The sequence below is a fragment of the Photobacterium salinisoli genome (assembly GCF_003614885.1).
In the GTDB taxonomy this organism is placed as follows: Bacteria; Pseudomonadota; Gammaproteobacteria; order Enterobacterales; family Vibrionaceae; genus Photobacterium; species Photobacterium salinisoli.
Map to the genome: position 1 here is coordinate 1,013,588 of NZ_QZMS01000007.1, position 24,268 is coordinate 1,037,855.

At 48.9% G+C, this 24,268-nt stretch carries 20 protein-coding genes; 13 read left to right on the top strand and 7 right to left on the bottom strand.

Annotated features, from left to right (window positions below; genetic code table 11):
* Nucleotides 1-67: 67 nt before the first annotated feature.
* Nucleotides 68-1,834, bottom strand: a complete 1,767-nt coding sequence (locus D6M16_RS05240; RefSeq protein WP_120510883.1) for a L,D-transpeptidase family protein — start codon at nt 1,832-1,834, stop codon at nt 68-70.
* A 312-nt stretch (nt 1,835-2,146) separates the two neighbouring features.
* Complete coding sequence (gene folE / locus D6M16_RS05245; protein WP_120510884.1) at nt 2,147-2,800, bottom strand: GTP cyclohydrolase I FolE; 654 nt, start codon at nt 2,798-2,800, stop codon at nt 2,147-2,149.
* A 181-nt stretch (nt 2,801-2,981) separates the two neighbouring features.
* Between folE and moeA the strand changes: the two genes are divergently transcribed.
* Nucleotides 2,982-4,217 (top strand): molybdopterin molybdotransferase MoeA, encoded by a 1,236-nt coding sequence (gene moeA, locus D6M16_RS05250; RefSeq protein WP_120510885.1) that lies wholly within the window; start codon nt 2,982-2,984, stop codon nt 4,215-4,217.
* A gap of 24 nt (nt 4,218-4,241) precedes the next feature.
* On the top strand, nt 4,242-4,988 hold the full coding sequence (gene moeB / locus D6M16_RS05255; RefSeq protein WP_120510886.1) for a molybdopterin-synthase adenylyltransferase MoeB: 747 nt from the start codon (nt 4,242-4,244) through the stop codon (nt 4,986-4,988).
* Nucleotides 4,989-5,056: 68 nt separating this feature from the next.
* Here the strand turns inward: moeB and D6M16_RS05260 are convergent, their stop codons facing one another.
* Nucleotides 5,057-5,959 carry a LysR family transcriptional regulator gene (locus D6M16_RS05260; RefSeq protein WP_120510887.1) on the bottom strand — a complete coding sequence of 301 codons (903 nt, stop codon included), beginning with the start codon at nt 5,957-5,959 and terminating at the stop codon, nt 5,057-5,059.
* Nucleotides 5,960-6,072: 113 nt separating this feature from the next.
* Here D6M16_RS05260 and D6M16_RS05265 point away from each other — a divergent pair, with 113 nt between their 5' ends.
* The gene (locus D6M16_RS05265; protein ID WP_276131401.1) at nt 6,073-6,945 is read left to right on the top strand and encodes an HARLDQ motif MBL-fold protein; all 873 of its coding nucleotides are present in this window, start codon (nt 6,073-6,075) and stop codon (nt 6,943-6,945) included.
* An 84-nt stretch (nt 6,946-7,029) separates the two neighbouring features.
* Here D6M16_RS05265 and D6M16_RS05270 read toward each other — a convergent pair whose 3' ends face one another.
* A complete protein-coding gene (locus D6M16_RS05270; protein ID WP_120510889.1) occupies nt 7,030-8,646 on the bottom strand; it encodes a peptide ABC transporter substrate-binding protein in 1,617 nt (538 codons plus the stop codon).
* Nucleotides 8,647-8,859: 213 nt separating this feature from the next.
* Nucleotides 8,860-9,699 (bottom strand): CvfB family protein, encoded by an 840-nt coding sequence (locus tag D6M16_RS05275; RefSeq protein ID WP_120510890.1) that lies wholly within the window; start codon nt 9,697-9,699, stop codon nt 8,860-8,862.
* A gap of 301 nt (nt 9,700-10,000) precedes the next feature.
* Between D6M16_RS05275 and D6M16_RS05280 the strand changes: the two genes are divergently transcribed.
* Nucleotides 10,001-11,344, top strand: a complete 1,344-nt coding sequence (locus D6M16_RS05280) for a hypothetical protein (RefSeq protein WP_120510891.1) — start codon at nt 10,001-10,003, stop codon at nt 11,342-11,344.
* 153 nt (nt 11,345-11,497) lie between these two features.
* Nucleotides 11,498-12,967 (top strand): protein adenylyltransferase SelO, encoded by a 1,470-nt coding sequence (locus tag D6M16_RS05285; RefSeq protein WP_120510892.1) that lies wholly within the window; start codon nt 11,498-11,500, stop codon nt 12,965-12,967.
* A gap of 71 nt (nt 12,968-13,038) precedes the next feature.
* Here the strand turns inward: D6M16_RS05285 and D6M16_RS05290 are convergent, their stop codons facing one another.
* Entirely contained in the window at nt 13,039-13,962 is a 924-nt protein-coding gene (locus D6M16_RS05290; protein WP_162940934.1) for a putative PEP-binding protein, read from the bottom strand.
* 270 nt (nt 13,963-14,232) lie between these two features.
* Here D6M16_RS05290 and D6M16_RS05295 point away from each other — a divergent pair, with 270 nt between their 5' ends.
* The 5 genes from D6M16_RS05295 to D6M16_RS05315 all read left to right on the top strand — a co-directional run bounded on the left by D6M16_RS05295 (nt 14,233) and on the right by D6M16_RS05315 (nt 19,569).
* Complete coding sequence (locus D6M16_RS05295) at nt 14,233-15,285, top strand: 3-deoxy-7-phosphoheptulonate synthase (protein ID WP_120510894.1); 1,053 nt, start codon at nt 14,233-14,235, stop codon at nt 15,283-15,285.
* Nucleotides 15,286-15,370: 85 nt separating this feature from the next.
* On the top strand, nt 15,371-15,856 hold the full coding sequence (locus D6M16_RS05300) for a YajQ family cyclic di-GMP-binding protein (protein ID WP_120510895.1): 486 nt from the start codon (nt 15,371-15,373) through the stop codon (nt 15,854-15,856).
* 271 nt (nt 15,857-16,127) lie between these two features.
* The gene (locus tag D6M16_RS05305) at nt 16,128-17,747 is read left to right on the top strand and encodes a glycoside hydrolase family 19 protein (RefSeq protein ID WP_120510896.1); all 1,620 of its coding nucleotides are present in this window, start codon (nt 16,128-16,130) and stop codon (nt 17,745-17,747) included.
* 238 nt (nt 17,748-17,985) lie between these two features.
* Nucleotides 17,986-18,603: a DNA-J related domain-containing protein gene (locus D6M16_RS05310; protein ID WP_120510897.1), complete on the top strand. Its 618-nt coding sequence runs from the start codon at nt 17,986-17,988 to the stop codon at nt 18,601-18,603.
* Nucleotides 18,604-18,726: 123 nt separating this feature from the next.
* On the top strand, nt 18,727-19,569 hold the full coding sequence (locus D6M16_RS05315; protein ID WP_120510898.1) for a pirin family protein: 843 nt from the start codon (nt 18,727-18,729) through the stop codon (nt 19,567-19,569).
* Between the two features lie 63 nt (nt 19,570-19,632).
* Here D6M16_RS05315 and lpxL read toward each other — a convergent pair whose 3' ends face one another.
* Nucleotides 19,633-20,562 carry an LpxL/LpxP family Kdo(2)-lipid IV(A) lauroyl/palmitoleoyl acyltransferase gene (gene lpxL / locus D6M16_RS05320; RefSeq protein ID WP_120510899.1) on the bottom strand — a complete coding sequence of 310 codons (930 nt, stop codon included), beginning with the start codon at nt 20,560-20,562 and terminating at the stop codon, nt 19,633-19,635.
* Between the two features lie 562 nt (nt 20,563-21,124).
* Between lpxL and D6M16_RS05325 the strand changes: the two genes are divergently transcribed.
* The 3 genes from D6M16_RS05325 (at nt 21,125) to D6M16_RS05335 (ending at nt 24,266) form a co-directional block, all read left to right on the top strand.
* Complete coding sequence (locus D6M16_RS05325; RefSeq protein ID WP_120510900.1) at nt 21,125-21,418, top strand: winged helix-turn-helix domain-containing protein; 294 nt, start codon at nt 21,125-21,127, stop codon at nt 21,416-21,418.
* 398 nt (nt 21,419-21,816) lie between these two features.
* Nucleotides 21,817-22,431 carry a DUF2760 domain-containing protein gene (locus tag D6M16_RS05330; protein WP_162940984.1) on the top strand — a complete coding sequence of 205 codons (615 nt, stop codon included), beginning with the start codon at nt 21,817-21,819 and terminating at the stop codon, nt 22,429-22,431.
* Entirely contained in the window at nt 22,431-24,266 is a 1,836-nt protein-coding gene (locus D6M16_RS05335) for an Hsp70 family protein (RefSeq protein ID WP_120510902.1), read from the top strand. Before D6M16_RS05330 ends, D6M16_RS05335 begins: the two co-directional genes overlap by 1 nt.
* Nucleotides 24,267-24,268 lie beyond the last annotated feature (2 nt).

A 24,268-nucleotide genomic window follows, 5' to 3' on the forward strand; every position in this document is an offset into this window, starting at 1 on the left:
CTAAAACACAATCACCAGATAACGCGGCTGAAATTTTTGTCTGGTGAGCCGGTTAGTGCAGTCGTTGTCAGCGATAGTTCATCATGGCGATATAGTCGTGTTCCTGCGGTACGGTGGAATCATCATCGTAGCCATAAATATCATCACGAACCTGCAATTTACCTTGTTCATCAAGCCAGGCGGTACGGTAAATAAAATCCACTGCCAATGTTTTGCGCAGATTGATTGTCGCCGGGTTACGTTTTCTCAATAAATTATCATAGGTTGCACTTTGTCCTGCCCGCTGCCTTTCCAGCAGGAAGTAGGCTAAATCGTGTGCCTTCTCAACCCTGACGCAGCCCGAGCTGAAATTCCTTTTACTTTTGTTAAACAGACGTTTAGCTGGCGTATCGTGCAAATAAATCGAAAAGTCATTCGGCATCATGAATTTTACCTGCCCCAGTGCATTATCAGGGCCCGGTCTTTGCTGAAATTCGTAAGGAAAATTACGGGCCGATACCGTACTCCAGTCAATCTGTGCAGGGTCGATCGCCTGTGCGTCACCCCATCCTGACACCATCCGCATGTTATGACGCGCCAGATAGTCTGGCGATCGCTTCATACTGGGTATGACATCTTCTTCCTTGATAGTTTCAGGGACATTCCAGGTTGGATTCACCACCATATGATTGATGGCTGAAGAGAATAAATACGTGGGCCGGCTGCTTCTGCCCACAATCACTTTGGATTCAAATACCACATTTTCATCATCCATAATTCGCAGCATGAATTCCGGAATATTCACCTGAAGCACCTCACCCTGCCCATGCCTCTGCAGGACACGGTTGCGCTGAAGATTCAGTGCCAGAAGCTGAGCAACCTGTTCGTAAGAACGCGCCATATTCTGCGCGGTTTCTGGACCAATGACGCCATCATCTGTCAGGCCATGTCGCTGCTGGAACTGGCGGATGGCCTGATGAAGTACACCGGTATTGGTGAATCGTTTTGCGACAGACTCACCTGTTGCCTGATCCGTCTTCATGACATTGGCATAATCCTGATCCGACAAATCACCATAGGTATTGAGCATACGCGCAAGCTTGTCACCGTTAGGTATCTCAGCGCCAAATTTAATGGCCGGACGCCCTGACAGATACACACCATGCGGCTGGGTCTGTTCAAGCATATGCATTTCAGCAACCAGTGCGTCAAAGTGCTTATCTGTCGGACGCAGTCGTTGCAGGGAAGTTATGGTCAGCGGCACAGTGAGCACAGGAGCTGAAGCAAGATGTTGTGCATCCAGAGTAAAACTGGCAGGCCGATAGAGCGAACTCGGATCATTGAGCATCTGGTTGACAGTGGACTGATAGACCAAAAGGGTATCTGTCGCCAAAAGATCCAGACCGCGTTGGTCATTACGCTGCGATAGTTGTTGCAGCTCCTGAACTCGCTGCAGTAACCCCGGCACCCTGCGGGTTTCAGCCAGTGCTGTTATCTGCAGCAGTAGTTCATCTAACAGCGCGGGATCACGCCAAAGGGGCATAAAATCATGACTGGCGTAGAGGTTTTGCAACGCCGTTGGAAAACACAACTGGTCAGTCTGGCTCGGACAAAGCTGGCGAGAACTCAGAATGGAAACAGATTCCAGCCCATGCCTGCCGAGTTGTGGGGCAGTCAGCGTAGCAGACACAATCGAACTCTGAGCTGGAACCAGCCTGATCACGCCCTCTTCTGCCGCCAGCGACTGTGCGGACATCAAGACTGCCGCAACCAGTGCGGCTATTCCTTTCACTAAACCAAAGACCGCAACATCCATTGCCTGTCGTGTCACTTTGCCGCTTTTGACGTTGAGCATAGCCTGACACCCCACTTTACGTTCTTCATTATGCGCACTAAAAGTCAGTCGTGGTTAACTCACTTTTATCCGGCTTTTCTTAGCCTAAGTTTATCCAAGCCACCAGCCGTAAAGTGTTCAATATTTAATAATCGCTAATATTAAGGTTAGATAAACATTAAAGTATCTGTGCAGTAATGATTGACGCTATATTCACTATTTTTAATATTAATTACGTAATTTTGTCTTGCATATATGGAATAGCGCCATAAAAAAAGCCAATACAGACAGTTAGCTGTATTGGCTTTTTTACGACTGGGTAACGAAAAGCGGTTAACGCAGTCCGTGAAGAAACTCTGCCCGGGTCGCAGGTATCCGTTTAAAAATGCCGCCGAGTGCGGTCGTTGTCGTCTCACTGGTTTGATCCATCACACCGCGAGCTTTCACGCAGTAGTGCGTCGCATCAATTCTCACCGCGACATCATCACTTTCCAACAAGGTTTGTAGCGCCACTAAAATTTGTTGCGTCATACGTTCCTGCACCTGCGGACGCTGAGCAAAGAAGCGTACAATACGGTTGATCTTGGACAGACCGATGATTTTACCGCGCGGAATATAAGCTACCGTAGCTTTACCATCAATAGTCACAAGGTGATGTTCACAAGTGCTGGTAAGAGTGATGTCTTTTACCCGCACCATTTCGTCACAGTTCATTTTGTTATCAATGACAGTGATTTTCGGAAAATTGGCGTAATCGAGACCAGAGAAAATTTCATCTACATACATCTTAGCGATACGTTTTGGAGTATCCATCAAGCTATCATCGGTGAGATCCAGAGATAATAATCCCAGAATTTCACGCATGTGGAATTCAATACGTTCTTTCTTCTCGGCATTGCCAACCAATTCGGTTGTCATCGGGGTTTCCAGTCCGCGATCTTCTAACGCCTGGCGGACTTTCAATGCTGATTCGCTTAATGTTGTCATTTTCTCCTCCGACTGACTGAGGCTGATGATCGAACAACACTGCCTTGCCAGTAAAACTAAGCCCGAAGGATACCCCCATTTGGCAACAATTACACCTCGTATTTGCTGGGGGAATTAGTTCCGACGCGTTTTTTTTGTCATAATAGTCAGCAATTAAGCATAACGAATGAAGGATTAACAAATGGACTCGTGTGATGCGCCGGGCTTGATGCCAGTAGACACTGCTATCGAGAAAATGCTGTCAGTGGTCAAACCCATCAGCAAAACCAATAGATTACCTTTGGCAGAAACACTCGGGCTGGTGCTGGCAGAGGATGTCATCTCACCGATTAACGTCCCGCCCTTTGCCAATTCCGCTATGGATGGCTACGCCCTTCAGCGTGCTGATTTAGACAAAACAGACACCCTGACTTTGGCGGGTCAGTCGTTTGCCGGTACTCCTTTCGACGGTACATGCCAATCAGGCCAGTGCATTCGTATTATGACCGGTGCTGAGCTTCCTGCTGGAACGGATACCGTGATCATGCAGGAAGAGACTGAAGCTATCGGTGATCAAATCCGCTTTCTGGTGAAACCCAAAGCCGGAGATAACGTCCGTCCGATTGGCGATGACATCAAACTCGGCGAGGTTGTCGTTGCCAAAGGTCACAGGCTGTCAGCACGAGAGCTCCCGCTGATCGCTTCACTGGGCATTGCCAGCTTACCTGTTTTCGAGCGCCCCAAAGTCGCTTTTTTCTCGACCGGAGATGAACTGCGCCCGCTCGGTGAACCACTGGCCGCTGGCCAGATTTACGACAGTAACCGTTACGGGATTCGGGCGCTGCTGGACAAGTTCGGCTGCGAGGTACTGGATCTGGGTATTATCCCTGACGATCCTGCTCAGCTGGATGCGGCATTTGCAAAAGCCACCAGCACAGCTGATATGTTGATCACGTCAGGTGGTGTCAGTGTCGGGGAAGCCGATTACACAAAAGATATCCTGACCCAGCAAGGCGAAGTTGGTTTCTGGAAGATTGCCATGAAACCGGGTAAACCTTTTGCCTTCGGCAAGGTCAACGAGTGCTGGTTTTGCGGCCTGCCGGGCAACCCGGTTTCAGCCATGCTCACCCTGTATGAGATTGTTCAGCCTGTGCTTGCACAGTTAGCGGGCCAGAGTCAGTATCAGGCTCCCCAGCGCTTACCGGCCATTGCCAGCACCGTATTTAAAAAGCGCCCTGGACGCACTGACTTCCAGCGCGGTATTTATCAGGTGAACAGCAAAGGACAGATTGAAGTTGCCACTACAGGTAATCAGGGGTCAGGCGCATTCAGCTCCATGCATCAGGCCAACTGCCTGGTCATTCTGGAACAAGAGCGGGGTAAAGTGCAGCCGGGTGAAACCGTCACGATTGAACCCTTTAATGCCAGTATGTATTAAATGACGATAACGCAGGAGCCAGTCATGGAAGAGTTATCTGATCAAGAGATGCTGCGTTACAACCGGCAGATCATTTTGCGTCAGTTCGACTTTGAGGGCCAGGAAGCCTTAAAAGCGGCGCACATCCTGATACTGGGTGCCGGAGGGTTAGGTTGCGCTGCGAGCCAGTACCTGGCTGCGGCCGGCGCCGGCGTGCTGACCCTGATTGATGACGATAAGGTCGAGCTCTCCAATCTGCAACGCCAGGTGCTCCATCACGATGCGACCGTGGGCATGCTGAAAGTCGACTCCGCCAGACAGGCACTTGAGCGGCTGAATCCGCACTGCACTGTTAACGCCATTGGCGAGCGTCTGGATGATGCTGCTCTGCTCGCTCTAATAAAACAGCACACGCTGGTTGTCGACTGCAGCGATAACCTGCCAACCCGAAACCAGCTCAACCGCTTGTGTTACCAGACGAAAACCCCCTTGGTTTCCGGCGCGGCAATACGCATGGAAGGCCAGGTCAGCGTTTTCACCTATCAGGACGAGCAACCTTGCTATGCCTGTCTGAGCAGCCTGTTCGGCGAACAAAACCTGAGCTGTGTTGAAGCTGGCGTTATGTCACCTCTGGTTGGGATTATTGGAGCGGTTCAGGCGATGGAAGCCATTAAAGTGGTTGCTGCGATGGGCAGCCCCCTGACAGGCAAAATCCTGTTGCTGGACGCCATGACCATGCACTGGCGGGAAATGAAGCTGATGAAACAGGCAAACTGCCCGGTTTGCGGTTAATAAATCAAACTATGTAAGTACCAGACTCACGAATACTGTGATGAAAGAACATCACAGTATTCGTGTTATTACACGTAATATTCCTTCAATTTTCGTCGAATTGCATCAATAAAGCGCATTTTCCATGCTACGGTTGACCTTCTATACTGCATAAATACCCCGCCTTCAACCTTGTCTCCTTCCAAAGGTAAAATGAATAAACCTTCTTTATCAGCAAGGTTGGTAAACCAAGGCTCAGGCACAATAGCCATGATCGGCGCAGTGCGCACTGCTGGCGCCAGCTGTCCATAATCATTACAAATAAACGCCAAATTACGGAACTCACCATCACGCATCATCTGACGATCCAGCTCGTTGATTTCCTGCGGCCAAGGGTGACAATAGCAATGCCTGAACCGACTTAACTCAGCCATGCTAAGGCTGTCTCTCTCTTTTAACTGTTCTCGCAACGGATTGCCAAAGAACGCAACCAAACGCGTTTTACCCACTAATTCATACTGCAGCGCGCTAATCATTTTCTGATAGTCACCTACAGCAATAACTAAGTCGACTTTATCCTCCAGCAAATCATCCCGCCAAGCCCGACGTTCAAAAGGTATACATTGCACTTGAGCCTGATAATCGTTCCCCTTTCCAGCCAAGACAGGGGTGAGTAATGCATTGATTGCCGGCGGAATCACAACCCGAAAGGTCCGTTTCTCATTTTCATCTTCACCAAAAAGTTCTTCATTGAGTGAAACAAAAAGCGGCACCAGTTTTTCTTTCAACATGCATGCAAAAGGGGTCGGAATCTGCTGATTACCCTCACGCCGAAACAAAGGGTCATTCAGTGCTTCTCTTAATCTGCCCAAAGCATGACTGACCGCAGAAGGCGTAATGGCCAACCTTCGGGCCGTTAGTCCTGTTGATCCGGTCTGTAAAAGTACATAAAGCACTTTTAATAAATTCATATCCAGTTGAATCAAGTTCATAATGCAATATTCTTATTGAGCTGTATTAAATACATGTCAACTATACTGCGCGCTCTTTAAACTTCAAACAGAGAGCATTCATGAACCCTTATTCACTATTGTTTGTATGTATGATGGCAATATCTGCAGACTCTTCCTGTGCTTCGCTTGATCCCGCTCAACCTCTGTCAGAGGTTCCTCCGATGTCACTCTTCGATTCGTGGGCGAAACCCATTGCTCCATTTCAAATAGCTGAAGATGTCTGGTATGTCGGTACAGAGAATTTATCTTCCGTCTTAATCACTTCTCCTGAAGGCCATATTTTGATTGATGCCGCGCTGGAAACCAGTGCACCATTAATCAGAGCTAACATCAAATCGCTTGGGTTTAATGTCACCGACATCAAGTATCTATTAAACAGCCATGCACGACTGGATCAGGCCGGTGGTCTTGCCCGGTTAAAAATGTGGAGCGGAGGCCAATTAGTCGCAAGTCCCGACAATGCGTCACAGTTGGCCCGCGGCGGTAAATCTGATTTTGCCCTGGGGGATGCGCTTCCGTTTCCCCCTGTTCATGTGGATAAAATTATTCAGGATAAAGCAAGTTTTTCTCTGGGTGCTATCCAGGTAACAGCCCTATTCACACCTGGACATCTACCAGGAGCAACGTCATGGAAAATAGAGTTGAGCAATGGACAAGAACTTTTATATGCCGACAGCCTGGCGACCCCTGGATACCATTTAATCAATAATAAAAACTATCCCAATCTTATCGCTGATTTACGGCACAGCTTTGACCTGCTGGCTTCGCAGAGCCCTGACATTTTCATTGCTAATAAAGGGAACCGTTTCAAATTAACCGACAAACTACGTCGTTACTACTCCGGTGATAAAGAGGCTTTCATTGACAGAGACGGGCTAAAACACTATGTCGACGCATCAAGAGAAAGTTTTGAGGAACAACTTGCCAGCCAGCAACAAGTAAACACGGGTGCCACAAACGAATAACAGAGTTGGAACAGACAAAAGAATGCCGTTCACTTTTAAGAACGGCATTCTGCCTTTAACTCTCCAGCAGTGTGCCCAAGCACATCACTTCATGATGTACAGATCACGGGTGTAACGGTTTGACGATGCATTGGTCGTCGAATACCCGCCAACTTTTGGCGACTTGATGACTGTCTTGGTATAGAAATACACAGGGATAGCCGGCATATCTTCGGCAAAAATACGTTCCGCTTGCTGATAGAAGTGATTACGCTCTTTATCCGATTTCGCCGCTAAAGCATCCGCCATGGCTTTGTCATAGGCTTGGTTGGCCCAGCGCGAATAGTTCATGCCCTTGCTTTCAAAGTACGACAAAAAGGTTGATGCTTCGTTGTAGTCACCTACCCAGGCATAGCGCGCCAGACTGAAGTCTTTCTGAGCCAGTTTCTGCAGGAAGGTTTTCCATTCCTGATTGGCCAGATCCACTTCTACCGGCAGGCTTTGTTTCCACATCGACAGCATCGCCAGCGCCAGTTTTTTGTGCGATTCATTGGTGTTATATACCAGCTCAAATTTCAGCGGGTTATCTTTCGAATAGCCCGCTTCTTTCAACAATTCCCGCGCTTTTTGGTTACGTTCCTTCTGAGACAGAGATGCCCAGGGTAATTCCGGCGCATCAAAACCCGCCACAGCAGGAGGCGTCACACCGTAGGCCGGAATCTGCCCCTGCCCCAGAATACGCTGAGTCACCACATCACGATCAATTGCGTAGGCCAGTGCTTTGCGAACGCGCACATCATCGAAGGGCTTCTTATCTAAATTGAACAGGTAGTAATAGGTTGCCAGCGATGGCATGGTCAGCAACTCATCAGGACGCTCTTGCTTAATTTGCTTATACTGTTCGAGCGGAAACGTTGCTGTGATATCAATTTCGCCGGTACGGTAACGGTTGTACTCTGCCGTCTGGTTTTCAATTGCCAGATAGGCCGCTTTATTGATAACGGTTTTTGCATCATTCCAGTATGCCGGGTTACGGACCAGATCAATCCGCTCGTTCACCACCCAGTTGTTCAGCGTGTAAGCACCTGAGCTGACAATATGATCCGGGCTGGTCCAGCTATCGCCATACTTTTCGATTGCTTGACGGTAGACAGGGAACGTTGAAGGGTGTGAGAGCATTTTGACAAAGTAAGGGGTTGGCTGAGTCAGCGTGAACTGCACTGTGTTGTCATCCAGCGCCTTGACACCCAAAGTATCTTTGTCTTTTTTGCCATCTGTGATGTCTACAGCATTCAAAATATTCGCTGTACCCAGATACCAGGAATAAGGGGCCGCAGAGGCCGGATCGGCATTGCGCTTGAAGCTGTATTCCACATCGTGCGCCGTTAATGGCTCGCCGTTTGACCACTTCAGACCGTCACGAAGATGGAAGGTAATGGTTTTGCCATCGGCAGAAATATCCCAGTGCGTCGCCAGGGCAGGAATAATATTTCCTTCCTGATCTTCAGAGACTAAACCGTCGAATAAATCGCTGATCACTTTACTGCTCGAGTCATCTGTCGTCATAGTGGGATCTAAGGTTGGTACCTCACCCCCCAGGCTCCAGACAATTTCCTGTTTCTCTGCCAGTGTAATGCCGGCAGGCACATCGGCGGCGTAAACCGCGCCAGACAGCAGCAGGGAAATACCTGCTGCTAACGCTTTCACTTTCATTCCTTGCATGTCTATTCCTTGTCAATTGTAGTGTGTTGTCAGGGTTGGATAAGCTTTGGATGGGACCTGACTGTTTTTTTACTCACAATCAATGACTATTAATGGCCCAATGTTGTAACCATTCAGGGATATAAACATACGCTCATATTGACCAATAGAGAATAACAGCGGTCACAAAAAAGCCGGTGAGTTTCACCGGCTTATGTCAGGGTTGCAACATTTTCAGTTATCGTTGAGACGGATACCGTCATTTTCAATGATGATCAGGCCTTTCTTATATAAGCTGCCAATGGTTTTCTTGAACGTTGCTTTACTGGTTCTGAACGCTTTGAAGATATCATCAGGTGCTGATTTATCGCTCAAAGGCAGAAAGCCGCCCTGCCGCTCTAACGCTGTCAGAATTTTATCCGCCAGATCGTCCACTTTCGCTTTGCCTGCTTTTTGTAATGACAAGTTGATCTTGCCGTCCGGACGAATCTCTTTGATGTAGGCTTTCAGTTTTTTACCGACAAACAGTTTACCAAAGGCTTCTGTCTTAAAGAAAAGTCCCCAGTGCAAATCTTCGATCACCGCTTTGTAACCCAGCTCAGTCGTTTCTGCGATCAAGACTTTCACTTCATCACCAACTTGATAAGGTGCAGGTGTTTTATCCAGAAAGCGGTTCAGTTTCGTTGAGCCAACGATACGACCGGAGGCTTTATCGGTATAGATTCGCACCAGAATATTCTGGCCGACTTCCAGGCGACGTCGCTGCTCACTGAACGGCACCAGCAGATCTTTATCCAGTCCCCAGTCAACAAAGGCGCCGACACCAGAAATGCCGACTATCTTCAGCAGAGCAAAGTCCCCGACTTGCGCCAGCGGTTTTTTCGTCGTAGCAATAATGTCATCTTCAGAATCAAAATATACGAACACCTCCAGATTATCCCCCAGAGATGTGCCTTCAGGCACAGACGATTTAGGCAGCAAAATATTGCCAAAATCCTCGCCACCATCCAGAAACACGCCAAAATCTACAATTTTTACGACTTCCAACGTGTTGTACTGACCAATTTTAATCATAAATATGTCACTCTCAGGGTAAACTATTCCAGCGGTTATCCGCCTCTATCTCCGGTCAGCAGGGTTTCTGACACTAAACTAACGCTGTACGGGAGAAAGCACGCTATTTTGAAACGCGCATTATACGTGATGTTGATTCAGGCTGCCTGACCAAAATAGGCGTTTCTGGCCAAAATTTCTGCTGTCGAGCCATAACTCGTTGTCTGGTAGTGCTATTTCACATGAGTTTACACTAAAATTCTAACAGCAACTGAATCCAGCCAAACCACACCACAGAACCTTCAGAGAGGAACAAATTTAAGTGATCACCGTTGAAAAGAAAGATGGCCATAACCTGAAAATGTCGCATGTCATTCATGAGGCAAAAAATCGTCAGCTTGATGTATTTCTTTTCATTCCCGGTGAACTTGGCCTGAACGCCAATATCATGTCTGAAGACGAGTTCTACCATAATGTTATTCACGGTAAACGGACTTACTTCAGTGATGTGCATCACCTTCCACTGGTTCACAGTCGTCTCGCCAGCCGTGGCAATTTGCCATCCGGCCAGTACCGCTTGAGCCTGAGTTTGTTTGCTTACCAGTTTGCGGTCGCGCTGGAAGAAACCGTCCACCAATTGCTTGATGAAAAAGTTGAACGCACAACAGAGGAATTGGAAGAAGTCGCCAGTGTCTCGGCGGGTATCCTCAAGCGTTTGCGCCGCAATGTGCCGACTGACGAAGAACTGCTCAAGTATTACCAGAACATAGATAACTATTTATCCTGGTTTACAGAACAGCGTTTCTTATCGTTAGTCGCTCACCTGCCAAGAGCGGAAAACTACAGCGAAATTAAAGCACTGTATCTGGACTTCTGTCAGACAGAATCCGCCCATCGTTTATCCAATAATTATAACTCTGAGCGTGCAACGGCAGATCCAACACGCATGTCGAACAAAATGCGGCTGCTGCGGCGCCTGATAGAATACCCGGTCACCATGAAAGAAAGTACGACGGTTTTGGGTAATACCACCAAAAAAGTCGTCACGGGATTTGCGGCCGGTTTTGTGATGATTTTTGTTACCATCATGCTTATTGAGGCCCGTGGGGTACTCGGTGACATTACCGCGTCGTTTATACTGGTGCTGTCGGTAATTTATGCCGCCCGCGAGGTGTTCAAAGATGACCTTAAGCATGCGCTGTGGCGCTGGGTACGAAAAGGCAAACCCAAGTGGCGTAAACAATTCTTTGACAGCGACAGCAATAAACTGATTGGCCGTCAGTTGGAATGGCTGGAGTACATGCGGTACGACACCCTGGATGACGACATCAAGAAGGCGCGCAAACACAAGGTGTCGGCTAAAGAAGAAGCCATTCTGCATTATAAAAGCACCACCAGGATGTCGACGACCAAGTTTCTGACCGGGTATGAACAAACTAAAGAATCGATTCTTTTTGATCTGCGCTTTCTGTCCACACTGATGGAGAAAGGCTCGCAGAAAATTTATGTCATGCGTGACGGCCAGGTGGCAAGAGAATCGGTTGAAAAACGGCACCTGATTAACCTGATCACCCGTGAGAGCGACGAAGATCAGGAACCTAAAATACAGCGCTGGAAGATCATAATGAACCGCTCAAAGATCGTCGATATTGAAGCGATTGACTGATTTCCTCCGCTAACTGACACGATTATTGGCCTCTTCTATGATTATGTTATGAGGAGGCCTGCTTTCCGATACCATTAACCTTACATTTTATGCCTTGTTTACAGGCCGTAACTTGATACGCTACCCCTCACTATCCTCTTCCTGGCGGCCATTATGCGCAAACTGACCGAATTGATTTTCAATAATACTTACAGTGAATTACCCAGTGTGTTCGGGACTCGGGTGATCCCTCAGCCTCTGGAAAATCCTTACCTGGTCAGTGTCAATCCTGCCGTCTGTGAAATGCTGGAGCTGGATCCTGCGCAGGCACAAACCCCTTTCTTTGCCGAGTTGTTTACCGGCAATGAGTCGCTGCATGGCTTTGACCCGCTGGCCATGAAATACACAGGCCATCAGTTTGGCCAGTACAATCCGGACTTAGGCGACGGACGCGGGCTTTTGATGGGTGAAGTCATCACATCACAAGGCAAAAAATGGGACATCCACCTGAAGGGCTCCGGGCAGACCCCTTATTCCCGCATGGGCGACGGCCGTGCGGTTTTACGCTCCAGTATTCGTGAATATCTGGCCAGTGCAGCCATGAAAGGTCTGGGGATCCGAACCACGCATGCCCTGGCCGTATTAGCCAGCGACACCCCCGTTTACCGGGAAAAAGTGGAGCCGGGCGCCACACTGATCCGTGTCGCTGAAAGCCACCTGCGCTTTGGTCACTTTGAATACCTGTTTTATACTCAGCAGCACGCAGAGCTGAAACTGCTGGCGGATTATCTGATCAGGCATCATTTTGCCGATTTGCTCCCCCATGCCACACCGTATGCGGCCATGTTCCAGCGCATCGTCGATCTGACAGCCACCTTAATTGCCGATTGGCAAGCCGTTGGTTTTGCTCATGGTGTGATGAATACCGACAACATGTCAGTGCTCGGACTGACCTTTGACTATGGCCCTTACGGATTCCTGGACGATTATCAACCGGGTTATATCTGTAACCATTCAGACTATTCAGGCCGATACGCGTTTAACCAACAACCGTCCATCGCGCTCTGGAATTTATCTGCGCTTGGCTATGCCTTAACCCCATTACTCGACAAAGAAGAGATAGATTCAGCATTACACAGCTACCAGTCACGCCTTCAGCAAGAGTACAGCATCCGGATGCGCAGCAAGCTGGGCCTTGTAGAACGTCATGAAGAAGATAGCGCCCTGTTCAGCGAGATGTTTGAGTTGCTCGCCAATCAGGCAATAGATTACACCCTGTTCTTCAGAACACTGACGGGCATTCCAGCCGACAAACTCGCAGACAGCAGTCACCGGTTTTCAGCGCTGATTAACGATCCTGCTCCACTGCAAGCCTGGCTTAACACTTACGCGAAGCGGCTGACACTTGAACAGAACAATGACGCCGAACGATTAGCGTTAATGAGGCTGCATAATCCCAAATATATTTTACGAAACTATCTGGCTCAGCAAGCCATTGAACTGGCCGAACGCGGCGACTATTCCATGGTTGAAAACCTGCTGAACGTTCTGGCCAACCCTTATGATGAGCACCCTGACTATGAGCATCTGGCGGTGAAACCACCGCAATGGGGAAAAGAGCTGGAAATCAGTTGCTCGTCTTAGCGAGCACTCTCTCCAACGGGTGGAAAAAGAGCTGTAAGTAAAAAGAGCCTGAATATTCAGGCTCTTTGTGGTTATTGCGGACTGCAGATAAGGCTCAACACCGAGTGTTCGGATAGCCAGCGCTGAAGTTTTGGCTGAATCGTTGCAGAGCGTGCCAGAAATTCACAGGGCTTATTCACTTCCCTGCTCTTTTTCAGAGTAAGTTCCGCCAGAGATAACACAGCATCGTTATAAGGTTCGTCATAATCCAGCGTTTCATTTTCCGGATCGATCGCCAGCGTCAGTTGTGCCAGATGATCCAGATCGATCACCACGCCATCAAAATAATGCAGAAATTTATCCGCCATCACAGCATTGGCCGGTAAATCACACATCAGATGTACCTGCAAACCTGCCTTTCCGCGAAACAAACCTTGTTCTGCCAGCAAATCATGCACTGATGCCGCATCACTGTATGTTCGGACAAATGGAATCACTATGGCTATCGGCAGATCACCGGTAACAAGGCGCAGCTGTTTGATAATTTTACACTGCAGTGCAAACATTCCGGCCCACTGCGGATGCAGGTAGCGAGCCACACCGCGCAACCCCATCACAGGGTTTTCCTCTTTCGGCATTAAGTGACTGCCAATCTGCGTACTTTCGCAGGCAATTTCCGCTCCGCTGAGCCTCAGCTTCAGGACCGGTTTGGTATGACCTGCCGCAATACGTTTCTGAGCAAATTCAGAAAGATCACTCACTAACCTGTCAACCAGAAACTGTTCAGCATCTTGCCCGCCAGTCATTGCTGACAGCGCCGCTTTCTCATTGTCGTTGAGCGCATCCGGCTGACACACAGCGCTGAGATGAATCCCGGTTTCTGCTATTAACGCATCCAAACCTATAAGAACTGTATTGCCGGCTTCATCTGTTGACCTTGATACCAATTGCGAGCGCGTTAATGCGATTGCTTTACCCGCGACAACATTGGTCGCCCACTCCTCTGCGGACATCATAGCCATCTCCCTTACACTGCTGTTTATTATCTGTTATTTAACCAAAGTAGCTCAGCATCCGAACTACCCTCATAGGCAAGCACCATTTTTATGCTTACAGGGAACATAACAATTCACTTTTGCCCTGCGCAACCATTATTCAGATTTTCTTCAGATCCCTGAAAAATCAGGCCATAACAGCGATGGATATTCATCGTTTGGTTTATTCCTGCGACCTTTTAGGCTATCTTTATCCGTCATCAATGTTACACCTGAAAAGCAGGCGCCCAAATGCCCCAAAAAACCGATGAACTTCGTACCGTCAGTCTCGGACGTATGCCTTCTCCAGACGAGGTGGAAGCCGCCCACCCGATGACAGATCCCATCGCAGAACACATAGCCCATTCCCGCCGTGAGATCGAAAACATTCTGACAGGCAAAGATAACCGCCTTCTGGTCATCGTTGGTCCGTGTTCTGTTCATGATACGGAAGCGGCTCTGGACTATGCGCGTCGCCTGCTGACACTGAAGAAAAAATATCAGGAAAAACTGTGCATTGTGATGCGCACGTATTTCGAGAAACCGCGTACTGTTGTTGGCTGGAAAGGTCTGGTTTCCGATCCCCATCTTGATGGTAGTCTGGATTTAGTTGCCGGCTTGTACAAAGCCAGAAAACTGTTGCTTGATATCAACCAGTTGGGTATGCCAACAGCGACAGAGTTCCTTGATATGATCACAGGTCAATACATTGCGGATTTAATCAGTTGGGGAGCGATTGGCGCACGTACCACTGAATCTCAGATACACCGTGAAATGGCCTCTGCGCTTTCCTGCCCGGTAGGATTTAAAAACGGCACCGATGGTAATGTGAAAATTGCAATCGATGCGATTCGTGCCACCCGCGCACCGCACGTTTTTTGCTCCCCGGCAAAAAATGGTGAGATGACGATATACAAAACGGCGGGAAATCCGCATGGCCACATTATTTTGCGTGGCGGAAAAATGCCAAATTATCACGCAGAAGATATTCAGGCAGCCTGTGACGCGCTGGAAGAATTCGCGCTACCGACTAAGCTGGTTGTCGATTTCAGCCATGGAAATTGTCAGAAACAGCATAAACGTCAGCTTGATGTGGCTGCCGACATCTGCAAACAACTTGCTGATGGCAGCCGCTACATTGCAGGCATTATGGCAGAAAGCTTTATTGTCGAAGGTAATCAGTCACTGGAAAGCGGACAGGAAAAAGGCCTGACCTATGGGCAATCCATCACTGACCCTTGCATAAGCTGGGAAGATACCCAAGAGATGCTTGCCATGCTCGCTGCGGCAGTCCAAAAGCAATAAGCCAGACCATAAAGCCACTAGTTACAATAATCTGGCGTTTTATGATATAAAAGCGCCCATTAACAATGATGAGCAGGAATACACCATGCCTTCTTTTGATATTATTTCTGAAGTTGATACCGTTGAGCTTAAGAATGCGGTAGATAACAGTAACCGCGAGCTGGACACCCGCTTTGATTTCCGTAATGTAGAGGCCACTTTCAGCCTGAATAAAGAAATCGTGAAAATGTCTGCTGAAGCAGAGTTTCAGCTGCTGCAAATGCGCGATATCCTTCGCGGAAACTTAGCCAAACGCGGCGTTGATGCCCGTGCCATGGAAACCAAAGATATGGTTCACACTGGGAAAACCTATTCGCAGGAAGCCATATTTAAGCAAGGGATTGATACTCCTGTTGCTAAACAGATAGTCAAAATGCTGAAAGATTCCAAGATCAAAGTGCAAGCCTCCATTCAGGGCGACAAAGTTCGGGTAACAGGTAAGAAACGCGATGATCTGCAAGCGGCAATGGCGCTGGTACGAAGCTCAGAAGAGCTGGATAAGCCTTTCCAGTTTGAAAACTTCCGCGACTGATTCACCTATTCTCCATTAATGTCAGGAAGGCGATAAATGCCTTCCTGATCATCTTAAGTGTCAATATCAACACTTTTTACGCCACTCCAATTAAGTTGTAGTGCGTTATCACAACTTCTCAGCAAATCTCTGACTCATTCACTATATCCTGTTGCTTGCTATCACAGTTTGTCATTTCAGCTCACGACAAAACCGCCATAAGCGATACCTTATTTTGCAGTACATTTTTTCGGCCAGCAGGCCGGCTTTTACTGCACTTAAGGAACCAACAATGAATAACAGACCCTTACTGCAAAGGACGCTGAAAACCGTCCTGATCAGCAGTGCTTTATTCTCTGTCAGTGTGATGGCCACGGCGAATTACAACCCCGATGGCGTTTACAGCGCAGGTGAACAAGTCGTTTATCAGGGAAACACTTATCAGGCGTTACGTACCACAGAAAATGAGGCCCCCGATGCATACCTGGGCGATGCCTGGCAGCCGGTCAATACGCTGAACGTGACCTCAGCAACAACCACTTATCCGGCCTACCAAAGCAGTGCTGTGTATGTGGGGGGCGACCACGTTTCTTACAACAGTCAGATTTATAAAGCAAAATGGTGGACACAAGGAGAAGCGCCGGACGCCACACCCGGCACAGGTGTCTGGGAGTGGGTCAGTGCAGACAATAACCCTGATCCTGGCCCCGGACCTGATCCGGATCCAACACCTGACCCCACCCCCGCCAACGGTATTATTGGTCAGAACCCGGACGGCAGCTATATCATGAGCAAAGCCTATCTGGATGCCCGTGAAACCGAGCTGACCAGCTCACCTGAATTCACAGAAGTGCTGGCTTCCATCAGCACACGCGACAACGCGATTGTAGAGGCCGTTGTACCTGGTTTGTCCACCAACCCGGATAACGTCAAACGGGTTGAAGCCTTAATCAGCGAGCAAAAATGGGATGCGCTGTTTCCAGAGCGCAACGCCGCCTATACCTACTCTAACTTCCTCAAAGCAGTCGCGAAATTTAAAGGTTTCTGTGCCACCTATACCGATGATCGCGCCGCACAATCAGATGCCATCTGCGCCAAATCTCTGGCTGTCATGTTTGCGCATTTCACCCAGGAAACCGGCGCCCATAACCCTCACTCTCCTTACGAAGAATGGCGCCAGGGCCTGTTTTTTGTACGCGAAGCCGGATGTTCTGAAGAGGCCTCGTCCTGTGGCTACAACAGTGAATGTGCCGCCAGTAACTGGCAGACTGAACAATGGCCGTGCGGAACTAACCCTGATGGCAGTTATGTGAAATATTTCGGTCGTGGTGCCAAACAACTGTCTTACCACTACAACTACGGACCATTCTCTGACTTTATCTTTAACGACGTGAACGTACTGCTGCAAGATCCGGATCGTGTTGCTGACAGTTGGCTGAATCTGGCGTCTGCCGTCTTCTTCTTTGTGTATCCTCAGCCACCGAAACCTTCGATGCTGCATGTGATTGACGGTACATGGCAGCCAACAGCCACAGATATTGCTGAGAAGCGCGTGCCTGGTTTTGGTGTCACCACTATGATCATCAATGGCGGTATTGAGTGTACGCTTGACACCGAGAAACCTCAGTCAGTTAACCGTATTAAATACTACCGTGGCCATGCAGCCGCTCTGGGTGTAGCCATTCCGGCAGACGAACAGCTGGGTTGTGCGGGTATGAAAGCCTTCAAGAAAACAGGTGACAGCACATTTGGCCTGTACTGGGAAAATGACTGGGGTTATTACCCGGATAACCCGGGCGGTAGCAGCTTTGCCTGCCGGATTGAATCAGGTTACCAAACAGCGCACACCACGTTGAAAAAAGGCGATTATGCCAAATGTATCCAGAAATATTACGGCGTTACTATTGAGTAATAGGACTCATTGCGGCGACATCCGATAATCATCCCGGGATAATGATCAGCGTCATGCACTTATCCCGGATTTTTCATTCAATAGCCTGAAAATGCACAAGCTGTGATACCGATTCCCCTATCCGCTTTCTGTACCTTGATTTCTTTTTGTCTCACTCCCGAGTTTGTTAGAGTGCCACAGCCTGTCGTCGCAGACGGTTATCAGGCGACACCTTTTTCACAACTGACGGAAACACTGAATGACCCTGCCAGAGCATCCATCTGACGAACAACCTGAAAATCCGCTTATCTGGCCCATCCTCAGCCTGCTGGAAAAACAACCCAATGGATGGATGGTGCACACCCTGGCGGAATCGTTGAAGCAGCAGGGGTTACTGAACACCTTAGACGAGGTCGCAGAGCAGGATCTTTTCAAGCGAAATTTTCTGCTGATGAATGCGTTATATCAGTTGCAGCAAATGCTGTTGCCCGGTCAGTGGCTGCAGGCACAGGCAATGGACATCAAACTGATGCAAAATCAGGGTGATCTGCAAGTCGACGAGCAAGATCCGCTCAGAGAGTATTATCTGGACTGGCAGAATTACCAGTCTGATACCTACTCCATCCGTGATTTGCTGTCGACGTTCTGGCAACAGTATCAGCAACACATTGGCAACCTGAGTGTCACGACAAACGCCTCATGGCAACAGGATCTGGCAGTGCTCGAACTTCCCGCTGATGCCAGCCCGGCACAAATACGTAAACAATGGCGAAGACTGGCACTGCGCTGGCATCCAGACCGTCCTGAAGGAAATACAGACAAGTTCCGGCAGGCCTGTGAAGCCTGGCAGCGCATTCAAAGCCGCCTCCACAACTAACCCCCAAACGCCAACTCATTCAAATTTTTCTAATAAGCTGTTCGTCAGCCTGAACTGTTCTGTTGCCTCTGCCCGGCGTACACTTTTTCAAAATACGCCGGAAGCTGATATTCGGAGGCAATCATGGCAATCAGACAAATTCAACAAATCCTGCGCTCTCACCCCTCTTCAGATGGTGATGGTGTCAAAATTCAACGCGTGCATGGTTTCGACAATGCGGCATTCTCGCCTTTTCTGATGGTTGATGAGCTCAAGTCTGATCAGGCCGCTGACTATATTGGCGGATTTCCCCCTCATCCGCACCGAGGCATAGAAACACTGACTTATATGTTACGGGGTCACTTCCAGCACCAGGACCACATGGGCAACAAAGGTGAACTGAAAGACGGTGGTGCGCAGTGGATGTCAGCAGGTAAAGGGGTGATTCACAGCGAGATGCCCATCATGTCCGACGGCCAATTGCACGGCTTTCAAATCTGGATAAACCTGCCTGCCAGCAAAAAAATGCTGCCCGCTCAGTACCATGACTTCCAGTCTGAGGTTATTACTGAGAAACAGCTCAGCGGGCAGAACCTGATTCGTGTTATTTCCGGCGATCTCACTATTGATGGCGACACCCTGACAGGTCCACTTCAAGAAACGGGTGTACCCACCACTATTGCAGACTGGCGCGCCGCTGCCGGTGAGCAGTTGAACAGCTGCCTGAACCCGGATTTCCAGGCCATGCTGTATGTTTACCAGGGAGCAGTCAGCATCGAAGGAAGGCATGCCAAAGCTGGTGAACTGGTGATATTAACCGCCGGGGAAGGCCTGGCAATAACGGCGACAGAAGATACCGGTCTGCTATTGCTTTCAGGCACCCCGATTAATGAGCCAGTGGCACATTACGGCCCTTTTGTCATGAACACCATGAAAGAGATCGAGCAAGCGATTCATGATTATCAGACCGGCCAGCTGACCGACTAACGGATATCAACATACCTTACGAAAACAGCCCGCAAAGCGGGCTGTTTTTTTATCTTTTGCCAATCAGTATAAACTGGCCTCTCCTTCGGGACGTGTCTTAAACCGCCGGTGCAGCCACATATATTGTTCTGGTGCCTGCATGATCATAGGTTCTACCGCGTGTTTGTTAATATATGCTGCAGCCGCATCCGGATCATTATGCGGGAAGTCTTCCAATGGTTTAAACACTCTGAGCGTATACATACCGTCATCGGTGTCGCGGACCAAGGCAATAGGAACAATGGCACAATCTGTAGCATCAACCAGCAAACTGGTTCCTACCGTCGTACAGGCCTTATCAACAGCAAACAGGGGCGCAAATGTAGAACGGCGACGACCATAATCATGATCAGGGGCATACCAGACCCGCTCACCTTCCCGCAAGGCACGGAACATCCCTTTGACATCTTTACGATCCAGCATATAACGGTTAGAGCGCACCCGCCCTTTAAACTGGAAATAGTCAAAACATGGATTATTGTTTGGGCGGTACACGCCAACACCCGGAGCACGAAGACCAAATGCACGCGCTCCGACTTCCAGATTCATTGAATGAACGGCGACCAGCAGGACTCCCCGTCCTTGCTTATCCAGCTCATCCAGATACTCTACACCTTCAAACCGGATGTGTCGTTTGACCCGCCATTCAGGCCAGAACCAGGCCATACCCGTTTCAAACAAAGCCAGACCGGCATTATCGATATTTTTCTTAATCAGCGCATCACGCTCATCCTTTGGCATATCAGGAAAGCAGAGTTCCAGATTACGCTCAATGGTATAGCGGCGCTTTTTGAGCAGTTTGATTGCCAGCCTGCCGACCCCTTTCCCCATCAGAAACTGAATGCGGTAAGGAAGTAAACTGATGAGTTTCATAGTGCCAATCATCAACAAGGTCGGCCAGTATCGGGGGTGAAGAAGTTCGGCCTTAAATTCCGGTGCCGTCAATTTGCTCATAACAGAGACGATTTTCCTTATTGTTTGAAGCGAAGCCTGCACTGTCATCGTCGTGGGCAGACAGGAAAAGAACAATGTATTGTATACCAGCATGGCAAGCTTGCAAGAACCACAACACCTGGTCTGTTCTCCTGACGACTATCGCTGCAGTATGGGACAAAGAAAAGCCACCCGTAGGTGGCCAGTTGAAAATTATAATTTTAGTCTGTTGTTATTATAATTCTGAATCCCTGCACAGTATCAGCGCTTCCCCTAAGCCCTGAAGCAGTGATATCAGATGCTCCCTCTTCTTCACATCACTACACTAACATTCACACAATACGCACTTTGTTTTTTGTGTGTCTGGTTTCATTACTTGATAGCACTATTCGGGCCAACTTTTTCAAGTCAGTCGTTTCAGTAGGTTACAGTCTTACCGTTATGACGACTTCCGCCCCCTGTAAAACTCCCTGACAGTGGCACGTACTGCCAGGCAGCCTTAAAACGCCGTTCATCATAGCTGAAATTGGTGATACTCTGGCATTGTCAGTCAACATGTTTAAACGGAGTTAACACGGTAGCTATGTCCATCAGTAAAACCAAATCCAGCTTTTACCGTCGCTTGTACGTCGCCCACCTGATCGATCAGGGCATAGCGACAGTCCCGACTTTACTTGAATATACAGGTATGCCGAGGCGCACAGCACAGGACACGATCAAGAGCCTCTCCGATCTCGATATTGTGTGTGAGTTTAAACAGGCTGAGGGAGAGCGCCACCGGAGCGGACGGTATGAAATTCGGGATTGGGGCGCCATCAACAAACAATGGATTGCCGATAATCTCACCGACATAAAAGCAGTGCTTGATTACCCCTGAAGGGCTATCTGCTGCGCCAGTTATCGCAGCCTGCAACTCATATTGCGTTGCATTTTGCCTGTCTGATTTTCAGACACCCCTGTAAAGTTAACGCGAGTTCCACACAGGCTCAAAAAATAGACTAAAAAGTAATGGAGGGCCGTAAACTCCGGCCACATTCAGCGATTTTGAGCCTTACCGCTGCTGCTCTTATCACAAGTGTATGTAACCTGTGACAGAAAAATGTCATATTGACTTGGTTGCAAAGTAACCTAAGAAACAGTTTCTCACGAAACTAGCGCTAAAAATGGCGTGTTTACTGGCTATATTAGCAATATGTTGTGTTAATATTCGGGCCAAAATTTTTCAGCTTGTCACGGACAAAAGAGAAGATAAATATGGCTTTAGACTTTTCAAAAATGACGGTGGATTTATCCGCAATGCCAACCACTATTGATATGGCACATGGCTTACTGGCTGCTCTGGTTGTCATACTTTTACTGCTATATGTGACAAAGAAAGGCAAACCGGTAGAAGTTGAGAAAGTCGTCGAAAAAGAAGTCCAGGTTGAAAAAATTGTCGAAGTAGAAAAACCGGTCGAAAAAATTGTTGAAGTAGAGAAAATTGTTGAGGTGGAATCTAAACTCAAAACCGCAACGCCAGACGCTGCACTTCAGCTCTTGTCTCTGCTACAAAAAGAAGCACGCTTCATCGACTTTATGCAAGAAGATCTGAAAGGCTTTGCCGATGCAGAAATTGGTGCAGCTGCCCGGGTGATTCATGAAGGCGGTAAAAAAGTACTGGATGAATATTTCCGGTTTGCGCCAGTGCGCGGTGAGGAAGAAGAAACCCGCATCACCTTACCAGAAGGCTTTAATGCCTCTGAAGTTCGCCTGACAGGCAATGTGGTGGGTAATGCGCCTTTCACTGGCACACTCATTCACCGCGGATGGAAAGTCACAGAGATCAATTTACCTAAAATGTCAGACGGACACGACCCTCGTATCCTGGCGGCTGCTGAGGTTGAGCTATAATGCAAGCACATCAAGAACATAAATACAGTGTGGGTATCGACCTTGGTACGACCCACTGCGTTCTGTCTTATGTTGATTTACAACAGGACGATGCACCGGTCACAGTGATGCCTATTGCGCAACTGACCACCCCGGGCAATGTAGAAGAAAAATCGCAATTGCCTTCTTTCATGTATCAGGCACACGAATCCGAACTGGCGCCAGGGGATACTGCCCTGCCGTGGGATGCCCAGCCCAATGCGATTGTTGGTGCGATGGCACGCCATTTAGGAAGCAAAACCCCTATTCGTTTAATCGCCAGTGCCAAGAGCTGGTTGTGCCATGGTGGTATTAACCGCCGCGATGCCTTTCTGCCGCTGAATTCACCAGAAGAAGTGACAAAAGTTTCTCCACTGGCAGCAACCCGCGCTTACTTATCCCACCTTGCCAAAGCGTGGGATCATAAACACCCTGATGCGTCACTGTTCGATCAGGATGTGACCATAACCGTACCGGCCTCTTTCGATCCGGCAGCGCGCGATTTAACAGCAGAGGCGGCCCGTGAAGTGGGCTTCAAGCACCTGACACTGTTGGAAGAGCCTCAGGCAGCGGTATACAGCTGGATCAAAAATAACGATGACACATGGCGTGATCAGGTCAGCGTGGGCGATGTCATTCTGGTTGTCGATATCGGTGGTGGTACAACCGACCTGTCTCTGGTCGCCGTAACTGAAGAAGACGGCAACCTGACGTTAAATCGTGTTGCTGTCGGTGATCATATTTTGCTGGGTGGCGATAACATGGACCTGGCGCTGGCTTACCGTCTGAAAGCCAAACTGGCTCAGGAAGGCAAGCAGCTACAGCCCTGGCAGATTCAAGCCATTACCCACGCTTGTCGCGATGCTAAAGAAGCCCTGCTGACAGATAACACTCTGCAGGCTGTTCCCATTGTGGTTCCAAGCCGTGGTTCAAAACTGCTGGGCGGTACACTGCAGACTGAACTGACACAAGAGGAAGTACAGCAAACGCTTGTGGAAGGCTTCTTCCCGCAAACAGGCATTGAAGAGCATCCGGTTGAAATGCAGCGCGGCGCCCTGACCCAAATGGGACTGCCTTACGCACAAGATGCCGCTATTACCCGCCATATTGCCGGTTTTCTGAGCCGTCAGTCATCCGCAGTGGATGAGCTTTTTGATAGCTTTGAGCAAATTCATGACGGCTTCATTTGCCCGTCTGCGATTTTGTTCAATGGCGGTGTGCTGAAATCTGAGCTGCTTTCTCAACGCCTGACCTCCACCATTAATCAATGGCTGACTCAGGCCGGCAGCCCAGAAGCCAAGCGCCTGCAGGGACTGGATCTGGATCTGTCCGTTGCACACGGGGCTTCTTATTACGGTTCAGTGCGCCAGGGCAAAGGTGTTCGCATACGTGGTGGCATTGCCAGCAGCTATTATGTTGGCATTGAGAGTGCCATGCCGGCCATTCCAGGTATGGAGCCGCCTGTAGAAGCACTTTGTGTGGCGCCTTTTGGTATGGAAGAAGGCAGTCATGCAGAAGTATCAGGCAGAGAATTCGGCTTGATCATTGGTCAGCCAGTGACCTTCCGTTTCTTCGGTTCAACGGTTCGCCGTGAAGATGCCCCGGGGGTCCTGCTTGACTGGTGGCAACCGGAAGAGCTGGAGGAGTTGCCAGCTATTCAAGTGACTCTACCGGTATCCGATGGTCGTTCTGCGGGACAAATCGTTCCCGTCTCACTGGCTGCACGTGTTACGGAACTGGGCACCTTATGCCTGGAAGCCATTCCAACCGATGGCGGGCAAAAATGGCAAGTAGAGTTTGACGTTCGGGAAAGCTAATG